The sequence below is a fragment of the Streptomyces sp. NPDC055140 genome (genome assembly GCF_053607285.1).
This window is the reverse complement of record NZ_JBSGTG010000031.1, coordinates 78,252-95,469: the sequence shown is the minus strand read 5'-3', so window position 1 is coordinate 95,469 and position 17,218 is coordinate 78,252. Positions and strand designations below refer to the sequence as shown.

The window sequence follows — 17,218 nt, the reverse complement described above, 5'->3', positions numbered from 1 at the left end:
AGTTGATCGATCTCCGGGATACGCCACGGCTCCGACCCGTTCGCCAGATAACCGTCCGACAAAAGGAAGACCGGGGTCCGGTAGGTGATCGCGATCCGGGCCGCCTCGATCACCGCGTCGAAACAGTCGGCCGGCGTCCTCGGCGCGACCACCGGAACCGGCGCCTCACCATTGCGCCCGTACATCGCCTGCAGCAGATCCGCCTGCTCCGTCTTGGTCGGCAGACCCGTCGAGGGGCCACCACGCTGGATATCCACCACCAGCAACGGCAGTTCGAGGGAGACCGCCAGCCCGATCGTCTCCGACTTCAGCGCCACACCCGGACCCGACGTCGTGGTCACCGCCAGCGAACCGCCGAACGCCGCGCCCAGCGCCGCGCCGATCCCCGCGATCTCGTCCTCCGCCTGGAACGTGCGCACACCGAAATTCTTGTGCTTCGACAACTCGTGCAGGATGTCCGAAGCCGGCGTGATCGGATACGAGCCCAGATACAACGGCAGATCCGCCTGCCGGGACGCCGCGATCAGCCCGTACGACAGCGCCAGATTCCCAGAAATGTTGCGGTAAGTACCCGTCGGGAACGCGGACGCAGCCGGCGCGACCTCGTAGGAGACCGCGAAGTCCTCCGTCGTCTCACCGAAGTTCCAGCCCGCATGAAAAGCCGCGATGTTCGCCGCGGCGATCTGCGGCTTCTTCGCGAACTTCGACCGGAGGAACCTCTCCGTGCCCTCCGTCGGCCGGTGATACATCCACGACAGCAGACCCAGCGCGAACATGTTCTTCGAACGGCCCGCGTCCTTGCGGGACAGCTCGAACTCCTTGAGCGCCTGAACCGTCAGCGTCGTCAACGGCACCGGATGGACGTGATACCCGTCCAGCGAACCGTCCTCCAGCGGCGACGTGTCGTAACCGACCTTCTGCATCGCCCGCTTGGTGAACTCATCCGTGTTGACGATGACCTGAGCACCACGCGGCACATCCGCCATGTTCGCCTTCAACGCCGCCGGGTTCATCGCCACCAGCACATTCGGCGCATCGCCCGGCGTGAGGATGTCATGGTCCGCGAAATGCAACTGGAACGAAGAAACGCCCGGCAGTGTCCCCGCGGGCGCCCGAATCTCAGCCGGAAAATTCGGCAACGTGGACAGATCGTTCCCGAACGACGCCGTCTCCGAAGTGAACCGGTCACCCGTCAGCTGCATACCGTCACCCGAGTCACCCGCAAACCGGATGATCACCCGGTCCAGACGCTGTACGTCTTTGTCGCCCGCGTGTTTGCGCTGCTCTCCGACCACTGCCCCATCGGCCTGCTCGGCCTGGCTGCTGACCTGGCTGGTCACTGAACTGGACCTCCCTCGAGGCGGCTCTGCGGGAGCGGCCGGCCGACCGGCCCCTCCATGGCCCACCCTACGTCGGTAAGGGTCGCCTTCCCTGGATAGTTCGCATGGTGGACGCGACAATGAGACACCCTGATGACCTTGTTTGTCATGTTTTACCCACCCCCATGGTCCCCTGTTCGAAGACGCGCCCACTCATCCTTTGGTTCTAGGACCGGTTCAGGGTCGACCCCGCGGCCGGCCCTCCGGTCGACCCCGAGGCCGGCCGGAGCGTCCTGGAGTCCGCCGACCGATTCCCGCCATATCTGACAGGGTGTCAGGTCGTCACGAGTTCAGGTAGGTGAGCACCGCCAGAACACGCCGGTGATCCCCGTCACTCGGGGACAGTCCCAGCTTCAGGAAGATATTGCTGACGTGCTTCTCCACCGCGCCGTCGCTCACGACCAGTTGACGCGCGATCGCCGAGTTCGTCCGCCCCTCGGCCATCAGGCCGAGCACCTCGCGCTCACGCGGGGTCAGCCCCGCCAGCACGTCCTGCTTGCGGCTGCGACCCAGGAGCTGGGCCACCACCTCGGGGTCGAGGGCCGTACCGCCTTGCGCCACCCGCACGACCGCGTCCACGAACTCGCGCACCTCGGCCACCCGGTCCTTGAGCAGATAGCCCACACCGTGGCTGGAACCGGCGAGCAGTTCGGTCGCGTACTGCTCCTCCACGTACTGCGAAAGGACCAGCACCCCGAGGCCCGGGTGCTGCTTGCGCAGCAGGACCGCGGCGCGCACGCCCTCGTCCGTGTGGGTCGGCGGCATCCGCACGTCGGCGACCACGACGTCCGGCAGCGCGTCCTGCGCGGCCAGGTCGGTGACGGTCTTGACCAGCGCGTCCCCGTCGCCCACGCCCGCCACCACATCGTGCCCGCGGTCGGTCAACAACCGGGTCAGGCCCTCCCTGAGCAGCACTGAATCCTCGGCGATGACCACTCGCACTCTGTCCTCCACGTTTCTCGGCCCCCCACAGCCCGTCCCACCCGTTCAACAGTCACCAGCATCCCAGCATCCGGACTGTCCTGGGTCGTGGCGCCGGGATTGGCCGGGAAGAGGGAGGACACGCGTGTGCGGTGCACCCCGGGAAGGGGTGCACCGCACACGCGGGCGCCGGTCGTCAGGCGCGCCGCCAAGGCAGTTCCGCCGTGATCCGCGTCGGGCCCGCCGTCGGCGAGTCCACCAGGAGGATCCCGTCGACGGCGTCGAGACGCTCGGCGAGCCCGGCGAGGCCGGAGCCGGTGGAGGCGTCGGCGCCGCCCACGCCGTTGTCCGTCACCTGGAGCATCAAGCGGTCCTCGACCCGCCACACGTCGACCGTGGCGCGGGTCGCCCGGCTGTGCTTGCTGACGTTCTGCAGGAGCTCGCTGACCGTGAAGTAGGCGATGCCCTCGATGGCCGGCGCGGGCCGCGCGGGCAGATCGACCTCGACCTGCACCGGGACCGTGCAGCGGGAGGCCACGGAGGACAGGGCCGCGTCCAGGCCGCGGTCGGTCAGGATGGCCGGGTGGATGCCGCGGGCCAGATCCCGCAGCTCCTGGAGCGCCGTCTTCACCTCGCCGTGCGCCTCGTCCACCATGCGCGCCGCCTCCCGCGGGTCCTCCGTCAGCTTCTCCTTGGCGAGCCCCAGATCCATCGCGAGGTTGACCAGCCGGGCCTGTGCGCCGTCGTGCAGGTCGCGCTCGATGCGGCGCAGGTCGGCGGCGGCCGTGTCGACGACGACGCCGCGGTCCGACTCCAGCTCCACGACGCGCGTGGCGAGCCGCGACGGGCCGAGCAGCCCGCTCACCAGCGCCCGGTCCACGGAGGCCAGCGCCCTGATGATCCACGGCGTCGCGAGCGTGATCAGCAGGCCGACCGCCGCGGTGACCGTGATCTCGAAGGGGTTGTCCAGGTAGATGTTGTGCGCGCCGTCGCCGTAGAGCTGGATCCCGCCCTGGCCGGCGTACATGGGGAAGACCCACTGCCACAGCGGATACGTGAGCAGGGACCAGCCCACCGTCCAGAAGACCAGCGCGACGTTGAACGCGAAGACCGCCCACGGGAAGTGCACGACCGTGTACAGCAGGTTGCGCCACGACTCGCCGCTCTTGAGGAGGGCGCCCATCCACGCCATCGGGCCCTGGGTGCGGGGCCGCAGCGGGCCCGGCGTGCCTACGTCGACGCCGAGGAGCGCGCGCGCCCTGGCCCGCTCCATCGCGGCGAACCCGCGCGCCCCGGCGAGGGCGCCGGCCAGCACCGGGATGCCGAGGAACGTGATCAGTAGGCCGGCGCCGAGCGACACCATCGTCACCGCGTACACGAACGTGATGATGCTGAGCGGGAGACTCAGGAGCAGATAGCCGAGCTCGCGGAACGTACGGGCCTCGAACGGCGCGCGCAGCCCGGCCGGGAGACGGCGGCGCCGTTCCCCGGCCACCGCGTCGTCGCGGTAGCCGTATCCGTGTCCATGCTGCGTGGGCGTGATCATTGGTGGGGTCCGTCCGTTCTGCTCGTCCGCCTGGTACGTCCAGACTCCTCGCGGTGGCGCCTCGCGGCCATGGAGCTGGTCGGCGTCTTGGACCGGGGGTTTTCCCTACCCCGCCGGCCACAGCCGCGCTTACGCGGGTGTGCGGTCGCGCCAGGGCAGCTCCGCGGTCACCGTCGTGGGACCGCCCTCCGGCGAGTCCACGACGAACAGGCCGTCCACCGCGCCGAGCCGGTCCGCGAGGCCCGACATGCCCGTGCCCTTGTCGAGGCTCGCGCCGCCGCGCCCGTCGTCCTGCACCTGGATCAGCAGCCGGTCCGCGGAGCGCCACACGTCGACCGACGCCGACCGCGCCCCGCTGTGCTTGCTGACGTTCTGCAGCAGCTCGGACACCGTGAAGTACGCGATGCCCTCGATCGCCGCGGCGGGCCGCTGAGGCAGGTCCGCCGTGACCTTCACGGGAACCGTGCAGCGCGAGGCCACCGAGGAGAGCGCCGCGTCCAGGCCGCGGTCGGTCAGGATGGCCGGGTGGATGCCGCGGGCCAGATCGCGCAGCTCCTGAAGCGCCAGCTTCACCTCGCCGTGTGCCTCGTCGACCATGGCGGCAGCGGCGTCCGGGTCCTCGAGGAGCTTCTCCTTCGCGAGGCCGAGGCCCATGGCGAGGTTGACCAGGCGGGCCTGTGCGCCGTCGTGCAGGTCGCGCTCGATGCGGCGCAGGTCGGCGGCGGCCGTGTCGACGACGACGCCGCGGTCCGACTCCAGCTCGGCGATCCGCCGCTCCAGCTCGTCCGACGGCGACAGGAGTGCCCGCGCCATCGCCCGGTCCGCGTTGGTCAGGCCCCGCACGATGAACGGGAGGACCGGCCACAGCACGAAGAGCCCGGTCAGCGTGATGGCGAACGTGAGCACACCCCACGGCAGCCGTATGAACTCGTAGAGCACCGCCCGCCAGCCCACCGGGTCCTTCAGGCCGGACCACAGCCGGCCGAAGAAGCCCTCGTCGCGGCTGCGCGGCAGCGGGCTCGGCTCCTCGATGCGCAGCCCGAGCAGCGCGCGGGCCCGCCCCCGCTCCGCCTTCCCGAACTGACGCGCGCCGAACAGACCGGCCGCGAGCACGGGCAGACCGATCACCGTCACGGCCAGGCCGACGCCGGTGGCCAGCATCGTCACGACATAGACGAAGCCGAGCACGGCGACCGGCAGATTGCTGAGGAGATACGCGATCTCCTTCCAGGTGTGCCGGCCGAAGGCGAAGCGCGGCGCCGGCGGACGGTCCACGTCCGGCTCTGTGGTGACGATGCGAGCGGTCATATGCGACAGCGTGCCCGGCCGGGCGCCGGGGCGCCATGAGGCGGGCTGCCGGACCCGACGGGGGATAACCCCACCTCAACCCTGGACGCCTGCTTACCCTCTCTTTAACAGGCCCTAGACTCCCGTGCGTACAGATCGTCGAACATAATGGAGCGAGGGGCGGACATGCCGGAATCGACCATGGTCGCCGCAGGCTACTTCCAGACGTACTCCGTCGTCGGTGGGCTCGTCGTCGTCGGAGTCCTGTTCGTGGCCGTCGCCTTCGGGGCGGGACGGCTGCTGCGCCCGGTCGTGCCGACCCCCGAGAAACTCCTGACGTACGAGTGCGGCGTCGACCCCGTCGGCGAGGGCTGGGCCCACACCCAGGTCCGCTACTACGTCTACGCGTTCCTCTACGTCATCTTCGCCGTCGACTCGATCTTCCTCTTCCCGTGGGCGACCGTCTTCGCCGATCCGCAGTTCGGCGCGGCGACGCTCGTGGAGATGTTCATCTTCCTCGGCTTCCTCGCCGTGGGCCTGCTGTACGCATACAAGAAGGGCGTCCTCACATGGACGTGACCCCGGACCTGCCCCCCTCGGAGCCGGTGCTCCTGCCGGAGCCCGTCAGCCCGAAGAAGCTGGGCGTGCTGTCCCGGCTGGCCCCCGAGCCGATGAAGGTGGTCCTCAACTGGGGCCGCCGCTACTCGCTCTGGGTCTTCAACTTCGGTCTTGCCTGCTGCGCCATCGAGTTCATCGCGGCGTCCATGGCGCGGCACGACTTCATCCGCCTCGGCGTCATCCCCTTCGCGCCGGGCCCGCGCCAGGCCGACCTGATGGTCGTCTCCGGCACGGTCACGGACAAGATGGCCCCGGCCGTGAAGCGCCTGTACGAGCAGATGCCCGAGCCCAAGTACGTCATCTCGTTCGGCGCCTGCTCCAACTGCGGCGGCCCGTACTGGGACTCGTACTCGGTCACCAAGGGCGTCGACCAGATCATCCCGGTCGATGTGTACGTGCCCGGGTGCCCGCCCAGGCCGGAGGCGCTGCTCCAGGGCATCCTCAAACTTCAGGAGAAGATCGCGCGCGAGTCGCTCGGCGAGCGCTACGGCGCCGACGCGGCGGCGGGACGGCCGTCGGCGGCCGCCCTCAGCAGCGGCCTCGTGAAGCCGCCGGTCCCGACGCGCGACGACTCCGGGGAGGGGGAGCGGTGACCGGCTGGCTGCCCCGACCCGTCGAGGAGCTCTTCGGCCCGGACGCCACGGCCGAGGAGTCGTACGAGGTCCTCACGGTCGACGTTCCCGCGGCCACGTGGATCGCCGCCCTCGAAACGGCCCGCACCACGCTGGGCTGCACCTACTTCGACTGGCTGAGCGCGGTCGACGAGCCCGGCACCGGTTTTCGCGTCTGCGCGCACGTCGTCGCCCTGTCTCCAGTACGCCGACTGCTCCTGCGCACGACCGTGCCGCACGACGCCCCCGTCCTGGCCACCGCGGTCGACGTGTACGCGGGCGCGGGCTGGCACGAGCGCGAGACGCACGAGATGTTCGGCGTCCGCTTCGAGGGCCACCCGCACCTGGTGCCGCTCCTGCTCCCCGACGGTTTCGAGGGCCATCCCCTGCGCAAGGACTTCGTGCTCGCGGCGCGTGTCGTGAAGGCATGGCCCGGCGCCAAGGAGCCGGGGGAGTCCGAACACGGCGGGCCGAAGCGGCGGCAGATACTGCCGCCGGGTGTTCCGGACCCGAACGAGTGGGGCCCGCTGAAGGGCCAGCTTCCGCCCGCCCCGGCCCGCCCGGCCCGTGGCGCGGGCCGCGCGGCGGGCGACCGTCCGGTGCGGCGGACGCGCACGGCGGGGGAGGGGTCGGCCAGTCAGGCCGCCCCGGCCGGCACGGATGCGGCGGCTGCCGCGCCGCCGAGACGCTCGCGGAGCGCGTCGCAGGGGTCGGCTTCGCAGACGCCGGCAACTCCTGAGGCACCGGCAACCCCTGAGGCCCCTGCGGCACCTGAGAATTCTGCGGCGCCTCAGACTCCCGCGGCGCCCGAGACTCCCGCGGCGCCGAAGCCGGACGCCGCAGGCAAGTCCGGTGCTACCGGCGACGCGCCCTGGCACCACGCCCGCCCGGCCTTCGACGAGCCGAAACCGGCCACGCCGGAGGAGCCCACGCCTGAAGCGCCGGATGCCCCGGACGCGCCGGATGCCCCGGGTGCCCCGGACGCGCCGGATGCCCCGGCTGCCTCCGAAGCCCCGGATGCCCCGGCTACCTCCGGAAGCCCGGACGCCCCCGAAGCTCCGGACGCCACCCCCGAAGTCCCCGAAACCCCCTCAGGAGGAACGGAGTGAACGACGTTCTCGACGTCGCTCTGCGGCTCATCGTCGTCTTCGTCGCCTTCCTCGTCCTGCCCCTCGTCGTCGGCCAGACCGAGCACAAGGTGATGGCGCACATGCAGGGCCGCCTCGGCCCCATGTACGCGGGCGGCTTCCACGGGTGGGCCCAGCTCGTCGCCGACGGCGTGAAGTTCGCGCAGAAGGAAGACATCGTCCCCGCCGACGCGGACCGCCGCATCTTCCAGCTCGCGCCCGCCGTCGCGCTTCTGCCGTACCTCCTCGTCCTGCTCGCCATCCCCGTCGGCCCGAGCGAGGGCGCGGTCGGCCAGGTCGTCGACGCCGGCATCTTCTTCGTACTCGCCGTCATGGGCGTCGGAGTGCTCGGCTCGCTCATGGCGGGCTGGGCGTCGGCCAACAAGTTCTCCCTCCTGGGCGGCCTGCGCACCGCCGCGCAGCTCCTCGCCTACGAACTGCCGATGCTGCTCGCCGCCGCCTCGGTCGCGATGGCCGCCGGTACCGTCTCGCTGCCCGGCATCGTCGACGCGTTCGAGTGGTGGTGGGTGCCGTGGCAGATCGTCGGCGCCCTCGTCTTCTTCGTGGCGGGCCTCGCCGAACTCCAGCGCCCGCCCTTCGACATGCCGGTCGCCGACTCCGAGATCATCTTCGGCGCGTACACCGAGTACACAGGCCTGCGCTTCGCCCTGTTCCTGCTCGCCGAGTACGCCGGGATCGTCGTCCTGTGCGGCCTCACCACCGTCCTGTTCCTGGGCGGCTGGCACGGGCCGTGGGGCGCCGACGGCCTCGGCTGGGTCTGGACGCTGCTGAAGGCGGCCGTCCTCGCGTTCGTCGTGATCTGGCTGCGCGTCACCTACCCCCGTCTCCGCGAGGACCAGCTCCAGAAGCTCTCCTGGACCCTCCTCGTCCCGCTCGCACTCGCGCAGATCGCGCTCACCGGAATCGTGAAGGTGGCGATCAACCAGTGACCGAGTCACTCCCGCCCAGCCGGCCCCGCATCCCCGGCGCAGGTCTCGCCAAGGGTCTTGCCGTCACCCTCCGCACGATGACGCGTAAGACCGTCACCGAGCAGTACCCGGACGTCCAGCCCGAACTGCCGCCCCGCACCCGTGGCGTCATCGGCCTGTTCGAGGAGAACTGCACGGTCTGCATGCTGTGCGCCCGCGAGTGCCCCGACTGGTGCATCTACATCGACTCCCACAAGGAGACGGTGCCGGCCACCGTCGAGGGCGGCCGCGAGCGCAGCCGCAACGTCCTCGACCGCTTCGCCATCGACTTCGCCCTGTGCATGTACTGCGGTATCTGCATCGAGGTGTGTCCGTTCGACGCGCTGTTCTGGTCCCCGGAGTTCGAGTACGCGGAGACGGACATCCACGAACTCACCCACGAGCGCGACCGGCTCCGCGAGTGGATGTGGACGGTCCCGGCCCCGCCCGCGCTCGACCCGGCGGCCGAGGAACCCAAGGAACTCGCCGCCGCCCGCAAGGCCGCCGACAAGCTGGCCGCCGCGCAGGCCGCCGCCGCGGAAGAACCCGCACCCGGCGAACCCGCACCCGGAGAGGAGGGACCCGCGTGACCCCCATCGCAGCGGCCGCCACCGCGGCCACGCAGACCCACGGATTCCTCTCGCCGACCGGCGTCGAGATCGCGTTCCTCCTCGTCGGCCTGGTCACCTTCGGCGCCGCGATCGTCACCGTCACCACCAGGCAGCTGGTGCACGCGGCCCTGTGGCTGGTCGTCGCCCTCGGTGGCCTCGCCGTCGAATACCTGCTGCTCACCGCCGAGTTCATCGCCTGGGTACAGGTCCTCATCTACGTCGGCTCCGTCGTCGTCCTCCTCCTGTTCGGACTGATGCTCACGAGGGCGCCGATCGGCCGCTCCCCGGACGCCGACTCGGGCAACCGGTGGGCCGCGCTGACCGTCGCCGTCGCCGCGGCCGCCGCCCTCGTCTGGGTCGTCGTGGACGCCTTCCGCACCACCTGGGTCGACCTCGACGGCGCACCCCAGGGCACCACCGCGGTGACCGGATCGATCCTCTTCCAGCACTGGGTGCTGCCCTTCGAGGCGCTCTCGGTCCTGCTGCTCGCGGCCCTCGTCGGCGCGATCGTCCTGTCCCGCAAGACCGCCACGCCACAGGACGCGAACACCAAGGCGCAGGACACGAACACCAAGGCCCGGGAGGGGAACCGCTGATGCACCTCGCCTACCCCGCCGTCCTCTCCGCGCTGCTCTTCTGCACGGGCCTGTACGGAGTGCTGGCCCGCCGCAACGCGATCCTGGTCCTGATGTCCGTCGAGCTGATGCTCAACGCCGTCAACCTCAACCTCGTCGCCTTCGACGTCTGGCTAAGCAAGGCGGCCCGCGACACCCTCCACTCCGGCCAGGCGCTGACCCTGTTCACCATCGCCATCGCCGCGGCCGAGATCGGCATCGGCCTCGCGATCGTGCTCGCCGTGTACCGCGGTCGCGGCACCTCCGACATCGACAAGCTTCGTGACACCGCCGAGTCCCCGGACGACGGCGGACCCGACGGCTTTGCACCGGACGCCGGCGCCGAGACCGTTACGGACGAGAAGGCCGAGGCCACCGCGTGACCACCACGACCCTCGCCGTACTCGTCCCCCTCCTCCCGTTCCTCGCCGCCGCGGCGGGACTGCTCCTGGGCCGCACCGCGCCCGGCTTCGTACGGCCCCTCGCCGTGCTGCCGACCCTCGCGGCGCTCGCCCTCACCGTCCTCGTCGCCGTGCGCCAGGGCGGCGGCCGGAGCATCGACGCGGCCACCGAACTCACCCCGACGGGCTCGGTCCCCATCGAGCTCGCCCTGTACATCGACGGCTTCGCCGCGCTCGTCGCCGTCCTGGTCTGCGTCGTCGCGTCGTGCGTGCAGATCTACTCGACGGCCTACCTGCGCGACGACCCGCGCTACCCGTCGTACGCGGCGCTCGTCTCCCTCTTCACCTCCGCGATGCTTCTCGTCGTCTACTCGGGCGACCTGATGGTGCTGCTCGTCGGCTGGGAAGTCATGGGCATCTGCTCGTACTTCCTCGTCGGCCACTACTGGGAGACACCCGAGGCGCGCGCCGCGTCCCTCAAGGCGTTCCTGGTCACGAAGCTCGGCGACGTCCCCTTCCTGATCGGCCTGTTCGCGCTCGCCGTGGACGCCGGGTCCTTCCGCATCACGACGGTCCTCGGCGCCGTCGCGAGCGGCGGCCTCGACCACCCCACGCTGATCGCGCTGCTGCTCCTCGCGGGAGTGGCGGGCAAGTCCGCGCAGTTCCCGCTGCACACCTGGCTGCCCGACGCGATGGCCGGCCCCACACCGGTCTCCGCGCTGATCCACGCCGCGACGATGGTCGCCGCCGGTGTCTACTTCGTCGCCCGGCTCCTCCCCGTCTTCGCCGCCTCCGGCGCCGCCCTGGTCGTCCTCGCCGTCATGGCCGCCGTCACGATGACCGGCTCGGCGCTCGCCGCCCTCGCGCAGGACGACATCAAGCGCGTCCTCGCGTACTCGACGATCGGCCAGCTCGGCTACATGACCGGCGCCCTCGCCGTCGGCGACCGCGGCGCCGCCGTCTTCCACCTCCTGTCGCACGGCGCCTTCAAGGCGCTGCTGTTCCTCGGGGCGGGCGTGGTCATCCACGCCGCCGGCACCAACTCGCTCGCCGCCATGTCCCGCATGAAGGGCCTGCGCGACCGCGTCCCCGACGCCTACTGGACGATGACCGTGGCGCTCCTCGCGCTCGCCGCGATCCCGCCGTTCAGCGGCTTCTTCTCCAAGGAGGCCGTCCTCGGCTCCGCCGAGCACGCCGCCACCGGCCACGCCGAGGCGATCCCGTCCTCGGCGGGCTGGATCGTCCTCGTGTCCGGCCTCCTCACGGCCCTGCTCACCGCCGCGTACGCCACGCGCCTTTGGCTCCTGGTCTTCCGGGGCCACGGCACCGAGGCCCCCGACCACGGCAAGCAGCCCGTCGTGATGAACGCCGTCCTGTGGGTCCTGGCGATCCCCTCGCTCGCCTTCGGTCTCACCGTCGGCGTCGTGCCCGACTGGTTCGACGGCCGTTCGCTGACCCCGACCCTCACCACCTCCGTCCTCGGCACGGGCGTCGCCCTCGTCGGCGGACTCGTCACCTACGCGGCCTGGCGCCACACCACGGCCCTCGCCGCGGGCGCCCCGCTCGGCGCCGTAGCCGCCCACCCCGACGCGGACGGCGGCATCGTCGAGGCCGAGGCCATCGCGACCCATGCGGCCGCGTACGGGGACATCGCCTACGCCCCCGATCCGGCGGACCCGGGCCGTCTCCTGCTCGGCCCGCTGCACCGCCACGCGGCCACCGGCTTCCACCTGGACGCCGTCTACGCGGCCCTGTTCGTCCGGCCGGTCACGGCCGCGGCCTCACTGGTCCGCTTCCTCGACCGCGAGGTCGTCGAGACCTATGTGCGCGGCGCCGCCGCCGTACCCAACTGGCTGGGCCGGGCCGTCCGCCGTGCCCAGACCGGCAACGTGCAGACCTATCTCAGCGCCCTGCTCGCAGGGACCGTCGTCCTGGCGATCGCCGTCGTCCTCGTCGCCACCGCCGGAGCGTGAGCAGCCGTGATCGATATCAGTGAATCCGTGATGCAGTTCCTTCTCGCACTGATCGTCGTCGGCCCGCTCGTCGGCGCCGCCGCCGCTCTTCTCCCGGCCCCGCCCGGGCTGAAGGGGAAGTCCCCGGACCAGGCCGTGCTCCGCCACGGCGTGACCGTGACCGGCGTGATCCTCATCGCCGCGATCGTCCTCGCGCTCGGCTTCGACCATGACCACCCGTCAAAGATGCAGGCCACGACCGACATCAGCTGGATCCCCGCACTCGACGTGCGGATCCACCTCGGTATCGACGGCATCTCGCTCCCCCTCCTGGTCCTGACCGCCCTGCTGACCTTCCTCTGCGCGCTGTACAGCTACTTCAAAATGCCGAAGGGCCCGTCCCTCAAGGCATTCGTCGCGCTGATCCTCTTGCTCGAGTCCGGCACCCTCGCGACCTTCGCCGTGCTCGATCTGCTGCTCTTCTTCCTCGCCTTCGAGATGGTCCTCATCCCGATGTACTTCCTCATCGCCCGCTGGGGTGGTGAGCAACGGGCCAAGGCCGCCTGGAAGTTCATCCTCTTCACGCTCCTCGGCTCCGTCGTGATGCTGTTGGGCATCCTCCTCATCGGACTCAAGTCCGGCACATTCGACATGGTGGCACTCGCCTCTGACAACGGCCGGGGCCTGAGCACGTCCGTGCAGGTCACCGCCGTTCTGGCGATCGGGATCGGGCTCGCGGTCAAGACGCCGATGTGGCCGCTGCACAGCTGGCTGCCCGACGCCCACACCGCCGCGCCCACCGTCGGCTCGGTCCTCCTCGCCGGCGTGCTGCTCAAGATGGGCACGTACGGGTTCGTGCGGATCCTGCTGCCGGTGACGCCCGACGGCATGCACACCTTCGCGCCGTACCTCGCTGCGTTCGCCGTCGTCGGGATCATCTACGGGTCCCTGGCCTGCCTCGCCCTCGCGCGGCCCGGCGCCAAGGGCGACCTCAAGCGCCTCATCGCGTACTCGTCCGTCGGGCACATGGGCTTCGTCCTGCTCGGCATCTCGACGATGTCGCCGACCGGCGTCAACGGCGCGCTCTTCGCGAACATCGCCCACGGCCTCATCACCGGCCTGCTGTTCTTCCTCGTCGGCGCCCTCAAGGACCGCACGGGCAGCACAGACCTCGACACGCTTGCCCAGCAGGGCGGCATGGCGCTCTACGGCAAGGCGCCCCGCCTCGGCGGGCTCCTCGCCTTCGCCGCCGTCGCCTCCCTCGGGCTGCCCGGCCTCGCCGGGTTCTGGGGCGAGATGCTCGCCCTGTTCGGCGCGTTCAAGCCGGCCGCCGACCTGAGCCGCCCCGCGTTCCTCACGTTCATGGCGATCGCCGCGTTCGGCACGCTGCTCACCGCCGCGTACATGCTCGCCGTCGTCCGCAGGGTCTGCATGGGCCCGCACGAGGCCGAGGCGCCGAAGCTCGCCGACGTCCAGGGCTACGAGTTCGCCGCCTGGACCCCGCTCGTCGCCCTCACCGTCGTCGGCGGGCTCTGGCCCGCGGCTCTGATCGGGCTCACCGACCCGGCCGTGCAGAAGCTCCTCGCAGGAGGCATCCAGTGACCGCCGTCGCCGCGCCGTCCGTGGCGTCCCTCGTCCAGTCCGTCGACTGGCTCGCGATCGCGCCGCCCACCATCGCGGCGGTCGTCGCCCTCGTGGTGCTCGTCGCGGACCTGTTCCTCGGCGAGCGAAGGAAGGCGCTGCTCGGCTGGGTCTCCGTCGCGGGTCTGGCCGCCGCCGCGCTCGCGCTGCTGCCCCTTCTGGACGGCGACCGCTCGACCTTCTGCCTCAAGACGCTCAAGGGCGAGCAGGCCGCGTGCAGCTACACGGCCGACCACTTCACGCTCGTCATCCAGTTCCTCGTCCTGGCCGGCGCCCTGCTGACCGCGCTCCTGTCCATCACCGGCATCAAGGACGCGAAGAACACGCCCAGGGCGCTCCCCGAGGGAGAGTTCTGGTTCCTGCTCCTGTCCTCCGCCGCGGGCGCCGCGCTGCTGCCCGCGTCGCGCGACCTGGCCACCCTTGTCGTCGCCCTGGAAGTGGCGTCCCTGCCGGCGTTCGCCCTCGTAGGCATCAAGCGCGACGACCGGCGCTCCTCGGAAGCGGCCCTGAAGTTCTTCCTGTCCTCGGTCACGGCGACCGCGGTCACCCTTCTGGGCGTGAGCTTCGTCTACGCGACGACGGGCACCTTGCACCTCACGAGGATCGCCACCGCTCTGACGCACGTCGACGGGCAGTTCCACACCCTGGCCCAGGCGGGCGTCGCCCTCACCCTGGTCGGTTTCGCCTTCAAGACCGCCGCCGCCCCCTTCCACTTCTGGGTGCCCGACACCTACGTAGGAGCCCCGCTGCCGGTCGCCGCCTACTTGTCGGTGATCGGCAAGGCGGTCGGCTTCTCCGGGATCATCCTCGTCACCGTCGTCGCCTTCCCGTCCTACGCCGACGTGTGGGGCCCGGCCCTGGCCGCGCTCGCCGCGCTCACCATGACCGTGGGCAACGTGGCGGCCCTGCGCCAGCAGGCCACGCGCGCGTACAGCGCGGTACGCCTGCTCGCCTGGTCGTCGGTGGGCCAGGCCGGCTACCTCCTCGTCCCGATCGCCGCGGCCGCCTACTCCAAGGACGCCGACAAGGCCATCGGCTCCACGGTCGCGTACGCCCTCATGTACGCCGCCGTGAACCTCGGTGCCTTCGCCGTGGCCGCCCTCGTGGCCCGCACGAAGCCCCTGAACCGCATCAGCGACTACCGCGGCCTGTACCGTTCCCGGCCGCTGGCCGCCCTGGTCCTCGGCTTCTTCCTGCTCTGCCTCGCGGGCCTGCCGCCCGGCATCATCGGTCTCTTCGCGAAGGTCACCGTCTTCTCGGCGGCCGTCGACGCGGGCCTCGGCTGGCTCGCCGTCGTCATGGCAGTCAACGTCGTGATCGCTCTCTACTACTACCTCCAGTGGACGGCGACCCTGTTCCGCTCCGCCGAGGGCGAGCAGGCGGTACAGCGGATTCCGGCGCCGCTCACCGCGGCGATCGGGCTGACCGCCGTCATCGGGGTCGTCCTGTCGGGTGCACCTCAGATGGTTCTCCGTTTTGCGTCGACGGGCCTCTTCTAGGCACCCTCTTAGCGACCTCAACGTCGTACACCAGGGAGACATGTCGTGCTGAGCGGGTTCAAGGACTTCATCCTTCGCGGAAACATCGTGACCATGGCGATCGGCCTCGCCGTGGGTTCCGCCTTCACCGCGGTCGTCACGGGCTTCAGCACGGCGTTCATCGCCCCGCTCATCGGCCTCGCCACGCGCTCCACCGGCGACTTCAGCGAAGCGCACTTCCGGGTCGAGGGCACGGACTTCCCCTACGGCAAGTTCGTCGCCGCGGCGATCGCCTTCGTGATCACGGCGGCGGTGCTCTACTTCCTCGTCGTCGTCCCGATGATGAAGTTCCAGGCCCGCCTCGACCGCGGCAGGCCGGTCGACATCAAGGCCGCCCTGCGCGACTGCCCGCGCTGTTTCAGCCAGATCCCCGCGATCGCCACCCGCTGCTCCCACTGCACCAGCGAGCTCAAGGCCGACCCCGCGGCCCTCGCGCTCGCCGGGCTCCCCGAACAGCGCTGACCCCCGCCTCGGCACCCTCCACCCGTACGGCCTACATGCGCCCTGCGCGCGCAAGGGAACTCGTCCTCCTCGTCTGGCGTTCACCAGTACAGGAGGGTCCACTGGACCGTGGAAGCACCCAGCACCAGTAAGCAGAGGGTTCCCCTGCCGCACCACATGGAGGGCGTACCGTGCACCGCCGGCACAACGGGCTGAAGACCGCCGTACTCCTCGGGGGGCTGTCGGCCCTCATCATCGTCATCGGCAGCTTCTTCGGTCGTACGGGGCTGATCGTGGGCCTCGGAATCGCCCTCGCGACGAACGCGTACGCGTACTGGAACAGCGACAAGCTGGCCCTGCGCGCGATGCGCGCGCGCCCCGTGAGCGAGTTCGAGGCCCCCGCGCTCTACCGCATGGTCCGCGAGCTGTCGACGCAGTCCCGCCAGCCCATGCCCCGCCTGTACATCTCGCCGACGGAAGCGCCCAACGCCTTCGCGACGGGCCGCAATCCGCGCAACGCCGCGGTGTGCTGCACCGAGGGCATCCTCCGGATCCTCGACGAGCGCGAGCTGCGCGGCGTCATCGGGCACGAGCTGAGCCATGTCTACAACCGCGACATCCTGATCTCGTCGGTCGCCGGCGCCCTCGCCTCGGTGATCATGTTCCTGGTCAACTTCGCCTGGCTGATCCCCGTCGGCCGTTCGAACGACGACGACGGCCCCGGCCTGCTCGGCATGCTGATGATCATGATCCTGGGCCCCATCGCGGCCACGGTCATCCAGCTCGCCATCAGCCGATCCCGGGAGTACGAGGCGGACGCGTCGGGCGCCCGGCTCACCGGCGACCCGCTGGCCCTGGCAAGCGCCCTGCGCAAACTCGACGCGGGGACCAAGCAGTTGCCGCTCCCCCCGGAGCCGCGGATCGAGACCGCAAGTCACATGATGATTGCGAACCCTTTCCGTCCCGGGCAGGGCATGTCCAAGATGTTCTCCACGCATCCGCCGATGGCGGAGCGCATCGCCCGGCTAGAGCAGATGGCAGGTCGTCACCCGTGAAGACAATCCTCAACATCATTTGGCTAGTGCTGAGCGGCTTCTGGCTGTTCCTCGGCTACCTGCTCGCGGGCCTGATCCTGTGCATCACGATCATCGGAATCCCGTTCGGCATCGCGGCGTTCAGGATCGGCGTGTACGCGCTGTGGCCGTTCGGCTATACGACGGTCGAGCGCCAGGACGCGGGCGCCCCGTCCTGCGTCGGGAACGTGCTGTGGCTGGTCCTGGCCGGCTGGTGGCTCGCCCTCGCCCACATCGTGACGGGCATCGCGCAGTGCATCACGATCATCGGTATCCCCCTGGGCATCGCCAACTTCAAGCTGATCCCGGTCTCCCTGATGCCGCTCGGCCGCGAAATCGTCCGCACGGACCAGCCGTTCGCGTCGCGGTAGGCACCGGCGGGGCGTCGTAGCAGGAGGGGATCAACTCGGCCGTACGGCCAAAGAGTTGTCCCCTCTTTTGCGTAGCAAAGGGACCCCGCGTACTCCGTGTGGAAGCATGGCCGGTGCAC

17 protein-coding genes are annotated in these 17,218 nt (G+C 70.5%); 13 read left to right on the top strand and 4 right to left on the bottom strand.

Annotated features, from left to right (window positions below; translation table 11 throughout):
* The 4 genes from ACWFR4_RS39375 to ACWFR4_RS39360 all read right to left on the bottom strand — a co-directional run.
* The coding region (locus ACWFR4_RS39375) for a 2-oxoacid:acceptor oxidoreductase family protein (RefSeq protein WP_453656461.1) at nt 1-1,340 on the bottom strand (1,340 nt) is incomplete at its 3' end.
* Between the two features lie 321 nt (nt 1,341-1,661).
* Nucleotides 1,662-2,321, bottom strand: coding sequence for a LuxR C-terminal-related transcriptional regulator (locus tag ACWFR4_RS39370; RefSeq protein WP_453656460.1), 660 nt, complete (start codon nt 2,319-2,321; stop codon nt 1,662-1,664).
* Between the two features lie 175 nt (nt 2,322-2,496).
* Nucleotides 2,497-3,846, bottom strand: coding sequence for a sensor histidine kinase (locus ACWFR4_RS39365; RefSeq protein ID WP_453460084.1), 1,350 nt, complete (start codon nt 3,844-3,846; stop codon nt 2,497-2,499).
* A 129-nt stretch (nt 3,847-3,975) separates the two neighbouring features.
* Entirely contained in the window at nt 3,976-5,154 is a 1,179-nt protein-coding gene (locus ACWFR4_RS39360; protein WP_453656459.1) for a sensor histidine kinase, read from the bottom strand.
* Between the two features lie 165 nt (nt 5,155-5,319).
* On the opposite strand from ACWFR4_RS39360, the gene ACWFR4_RS39355 reads away from it, so the two are divergent.
* The 13 genes from ACWFR4_RS39355 to ACWFR4_RS39295 all read left to right on the top strand — a co-directional run bounded on the left by ACWFR4_RS39355 (nt 5,320) and on the right by ACWFR4_RS39295 (nt 17,099).
* Nucleotides 5,320-5,712: an NADH-quinone oxidoreductase subunit A gene (locus ACWFR4_RS39355; protein WP_453460090.1), complete on the top strand. Its 393-nt coding sequence runs from the start codon at nt 5,320-5,322 to the stop codon at nt 5,710-5,712.
* Nucleotides 5,703-6,344, top strand: coding sequence for an NADH-quinone oxidoreductase subunit B (locus tag ACWFR4_RS39350; protein ID WP_453460093.1), 642 nt, complete (start codon nt 5,703-5,705; stop codon nt 6,342-6,344). The genes ACWFR4_RS39355 and ACWFR4_RS39350 overlap by 10 nt, the downstream gene beginning before the upstream one ends.
* Nucleotides 6,341-7,471 carry an NADH-quinone oxidoreductase subunit C gene (locus ACWFR4_RS39345; protein WP_453656458.1) on the top strand — a complete coding sequence of 377 codons (1,131 nt, stop codon included), beginning with the start codon at nt 6,341-6,343 and terminating at the stop codon, nt 7,469-7,471. Before ACWFR4_RS39350 ends, ACWFR4_RS39345 begins: the two co-directional genes overlap by 4 nt.
* A complete protein-coding gene (locus ACWFR4_RS39340) occupies nt 7,468-8,439 on the top strand; it encodes a complex I subunit 1/NuoH family protein (protein WP_453460099.1) in 972 nt (323 codons plus the stop codon). Before ACWFR4_RS39345 ends, ACWFR4_RS39340 begins: the two co-directional genes overlap by 4 nt.
* Nucleotides 8,436-9,047, top strand: coding sequence for a NuoI/complex I 23 kDa subunit family protein (locus ACWFR4_RS39335; RefSeq protein WP_453460102.1), 612 nt, complete (start codon nt 8,436-8,438; stop codon nt 9,045-9,047). Before ACWFR4_RS39340 ends, ACWFR4_RS39335 begins: the two co-directional genes overlap by 4 nt.
* Nucleotides 9,044-9,664, top strand: coding sequence for an NADH-quinone oxidoreductase subunit J family protein (locus ACWFR4_RS39330; protein WP_453656457.1), 621 nt, complete (start codon nt 9,044-9,046; stop codon nt 9,662-9,664). Before ACWFR4_RS39335 ends, ACWFR4_RS39330 begins: the two co-directional genes overlap by 4 nt.
* On the top strand, nt 9,664-10,065 hold the full coding sequence (nuoK, locus tag ACWFR4_RS39325; RefSeq protein WP_453656456.1) for an NADH-quinone oxidoreductase subunit NuoK: 402 nt from the start codon (nt 9,664-9,666) through the stop codon (nt 10,063-10,065). Before ACWFR4_RS39330 ends, nuoK begins: the two co-directional genes overlap by 1 nt.
* Nucleotides 10,062-12,056, top strand: coding sequence for an NADH-quinone oxidoreductase subunit 5 family protein (locus tag ACWFR4_RS39320; protein WP_453460109.1), 1,995 nt, complete (start codon nt 10,062-10,064; stop codon nt 12,054-12,056). The genes nuoK and ACWFR4_RS39320 overlap by 4 nt, the downstream gene beginning before the upstream one ends.
* A 6-nt stretch (nt 12,057-12,062) precedes the next feature.
* Nucleotides 12,063-13,637 (top strand): complex I subunit 4 family protein, encoded by a 1,575-nt coding sequence (locus ACWFR4_RS39315; protein WP_453656455.1) that lies wholly within the window; start codon nt 12,063-12,065, stop codon nt 13,635-13,637.
* On the top strand, nt 13,634-15,175 hold the full coding sequence (locus tag ACWFR4_RS39310; protein ID WP_453460115.1) for an NADH-quinone oxidoreductase subunit N: 1,542 nt from the start codon (nt 13,634-13,636) through the stop codon (nt 15,173-15,175). The genes ACWFR4_RS39315 and ACWFR4_RS39310 overlap by 4 nt, the downstream gene beginning before the upstream one ends.
* A 45-nt stretch (nt 15,176-15,220) precedes the next feature.
* A complete protein-coding gene (locus ACWFR4_RS39305; RefSeq protein ID WP_453460117.1) occupies nt 15,221-15,676 on the top strand; it encodes an MscL family protein in 456 nt (151 codons plus the stop codon).
* A gap of 170 nt (nt 15,677-15,846) precedes the next feature.
* Nucleotides 15,847-16,710 (top strand): zinc metalloprotease HtpX, encoded by an 864-nt coding sequence (gene htpX, locus ACWFR4_RS39300; protein WP_453460120.1) that lies wholly within the window; start codon nt 15,847-15,849, stop codon nt 16,708-16,710.
* The gene (locus ACWFR4_RS39295) at nt 16,707-17,099 is read left to right on the top strand and encodes a YccF domain-containing protein (protein WP_453460123.1); all 393 of its coding nucleotides are present in this window, start codon (nt 16,707-16,709) and stop codon (nt 17,097-17,099) included. Before htpX ends, ACWFR4_RS39295 begins: the two co-directional genes overlap by 4 nt.
* The last annotated feature ends 119 nt before the right edge of the window (nt 17,100-17,218 follow it).

Bases quoted from the DNA above. Each gene is read 5' to 3' on its own strand.
- ACWFR4_RS39365 (WP_453460084.1), bottom strand. From the start codon at position 3,846: ATGATCACGCCCACGCAGCATGGACACGGATACGGCTACCGCGACGAC.
- ACWFR4_RS39360 (WP_453656459.1), bottom strand. From the start codon at position 5,154: ATGACCGCTCGCATCGTCACCACAGAGCCGGACGTGGACCGTCCGCCG.
- ACWFR4_RS39355 (WP_453460090.1), top strand. From the start codon at position 5,320: ATGCCGGAATCGACCATGGTCGCCGCAGGCTACTTCCAGACGTACTCC.
- ACWFR4_RS39350 (WP_453460093.1), top strand. From the start codon at position 5,703: ATGGACGTGACCCCGGACCTGCCCCCCTCGGAGCCGGTGCTCCTGCCG.
- nuoK (WP_453656456.1), top strand. From the start codon at position 9,664: ATGCACCTCGCCTACCCCGCCGTCCTCTCCGCGCTGCTCTTCTGCACG.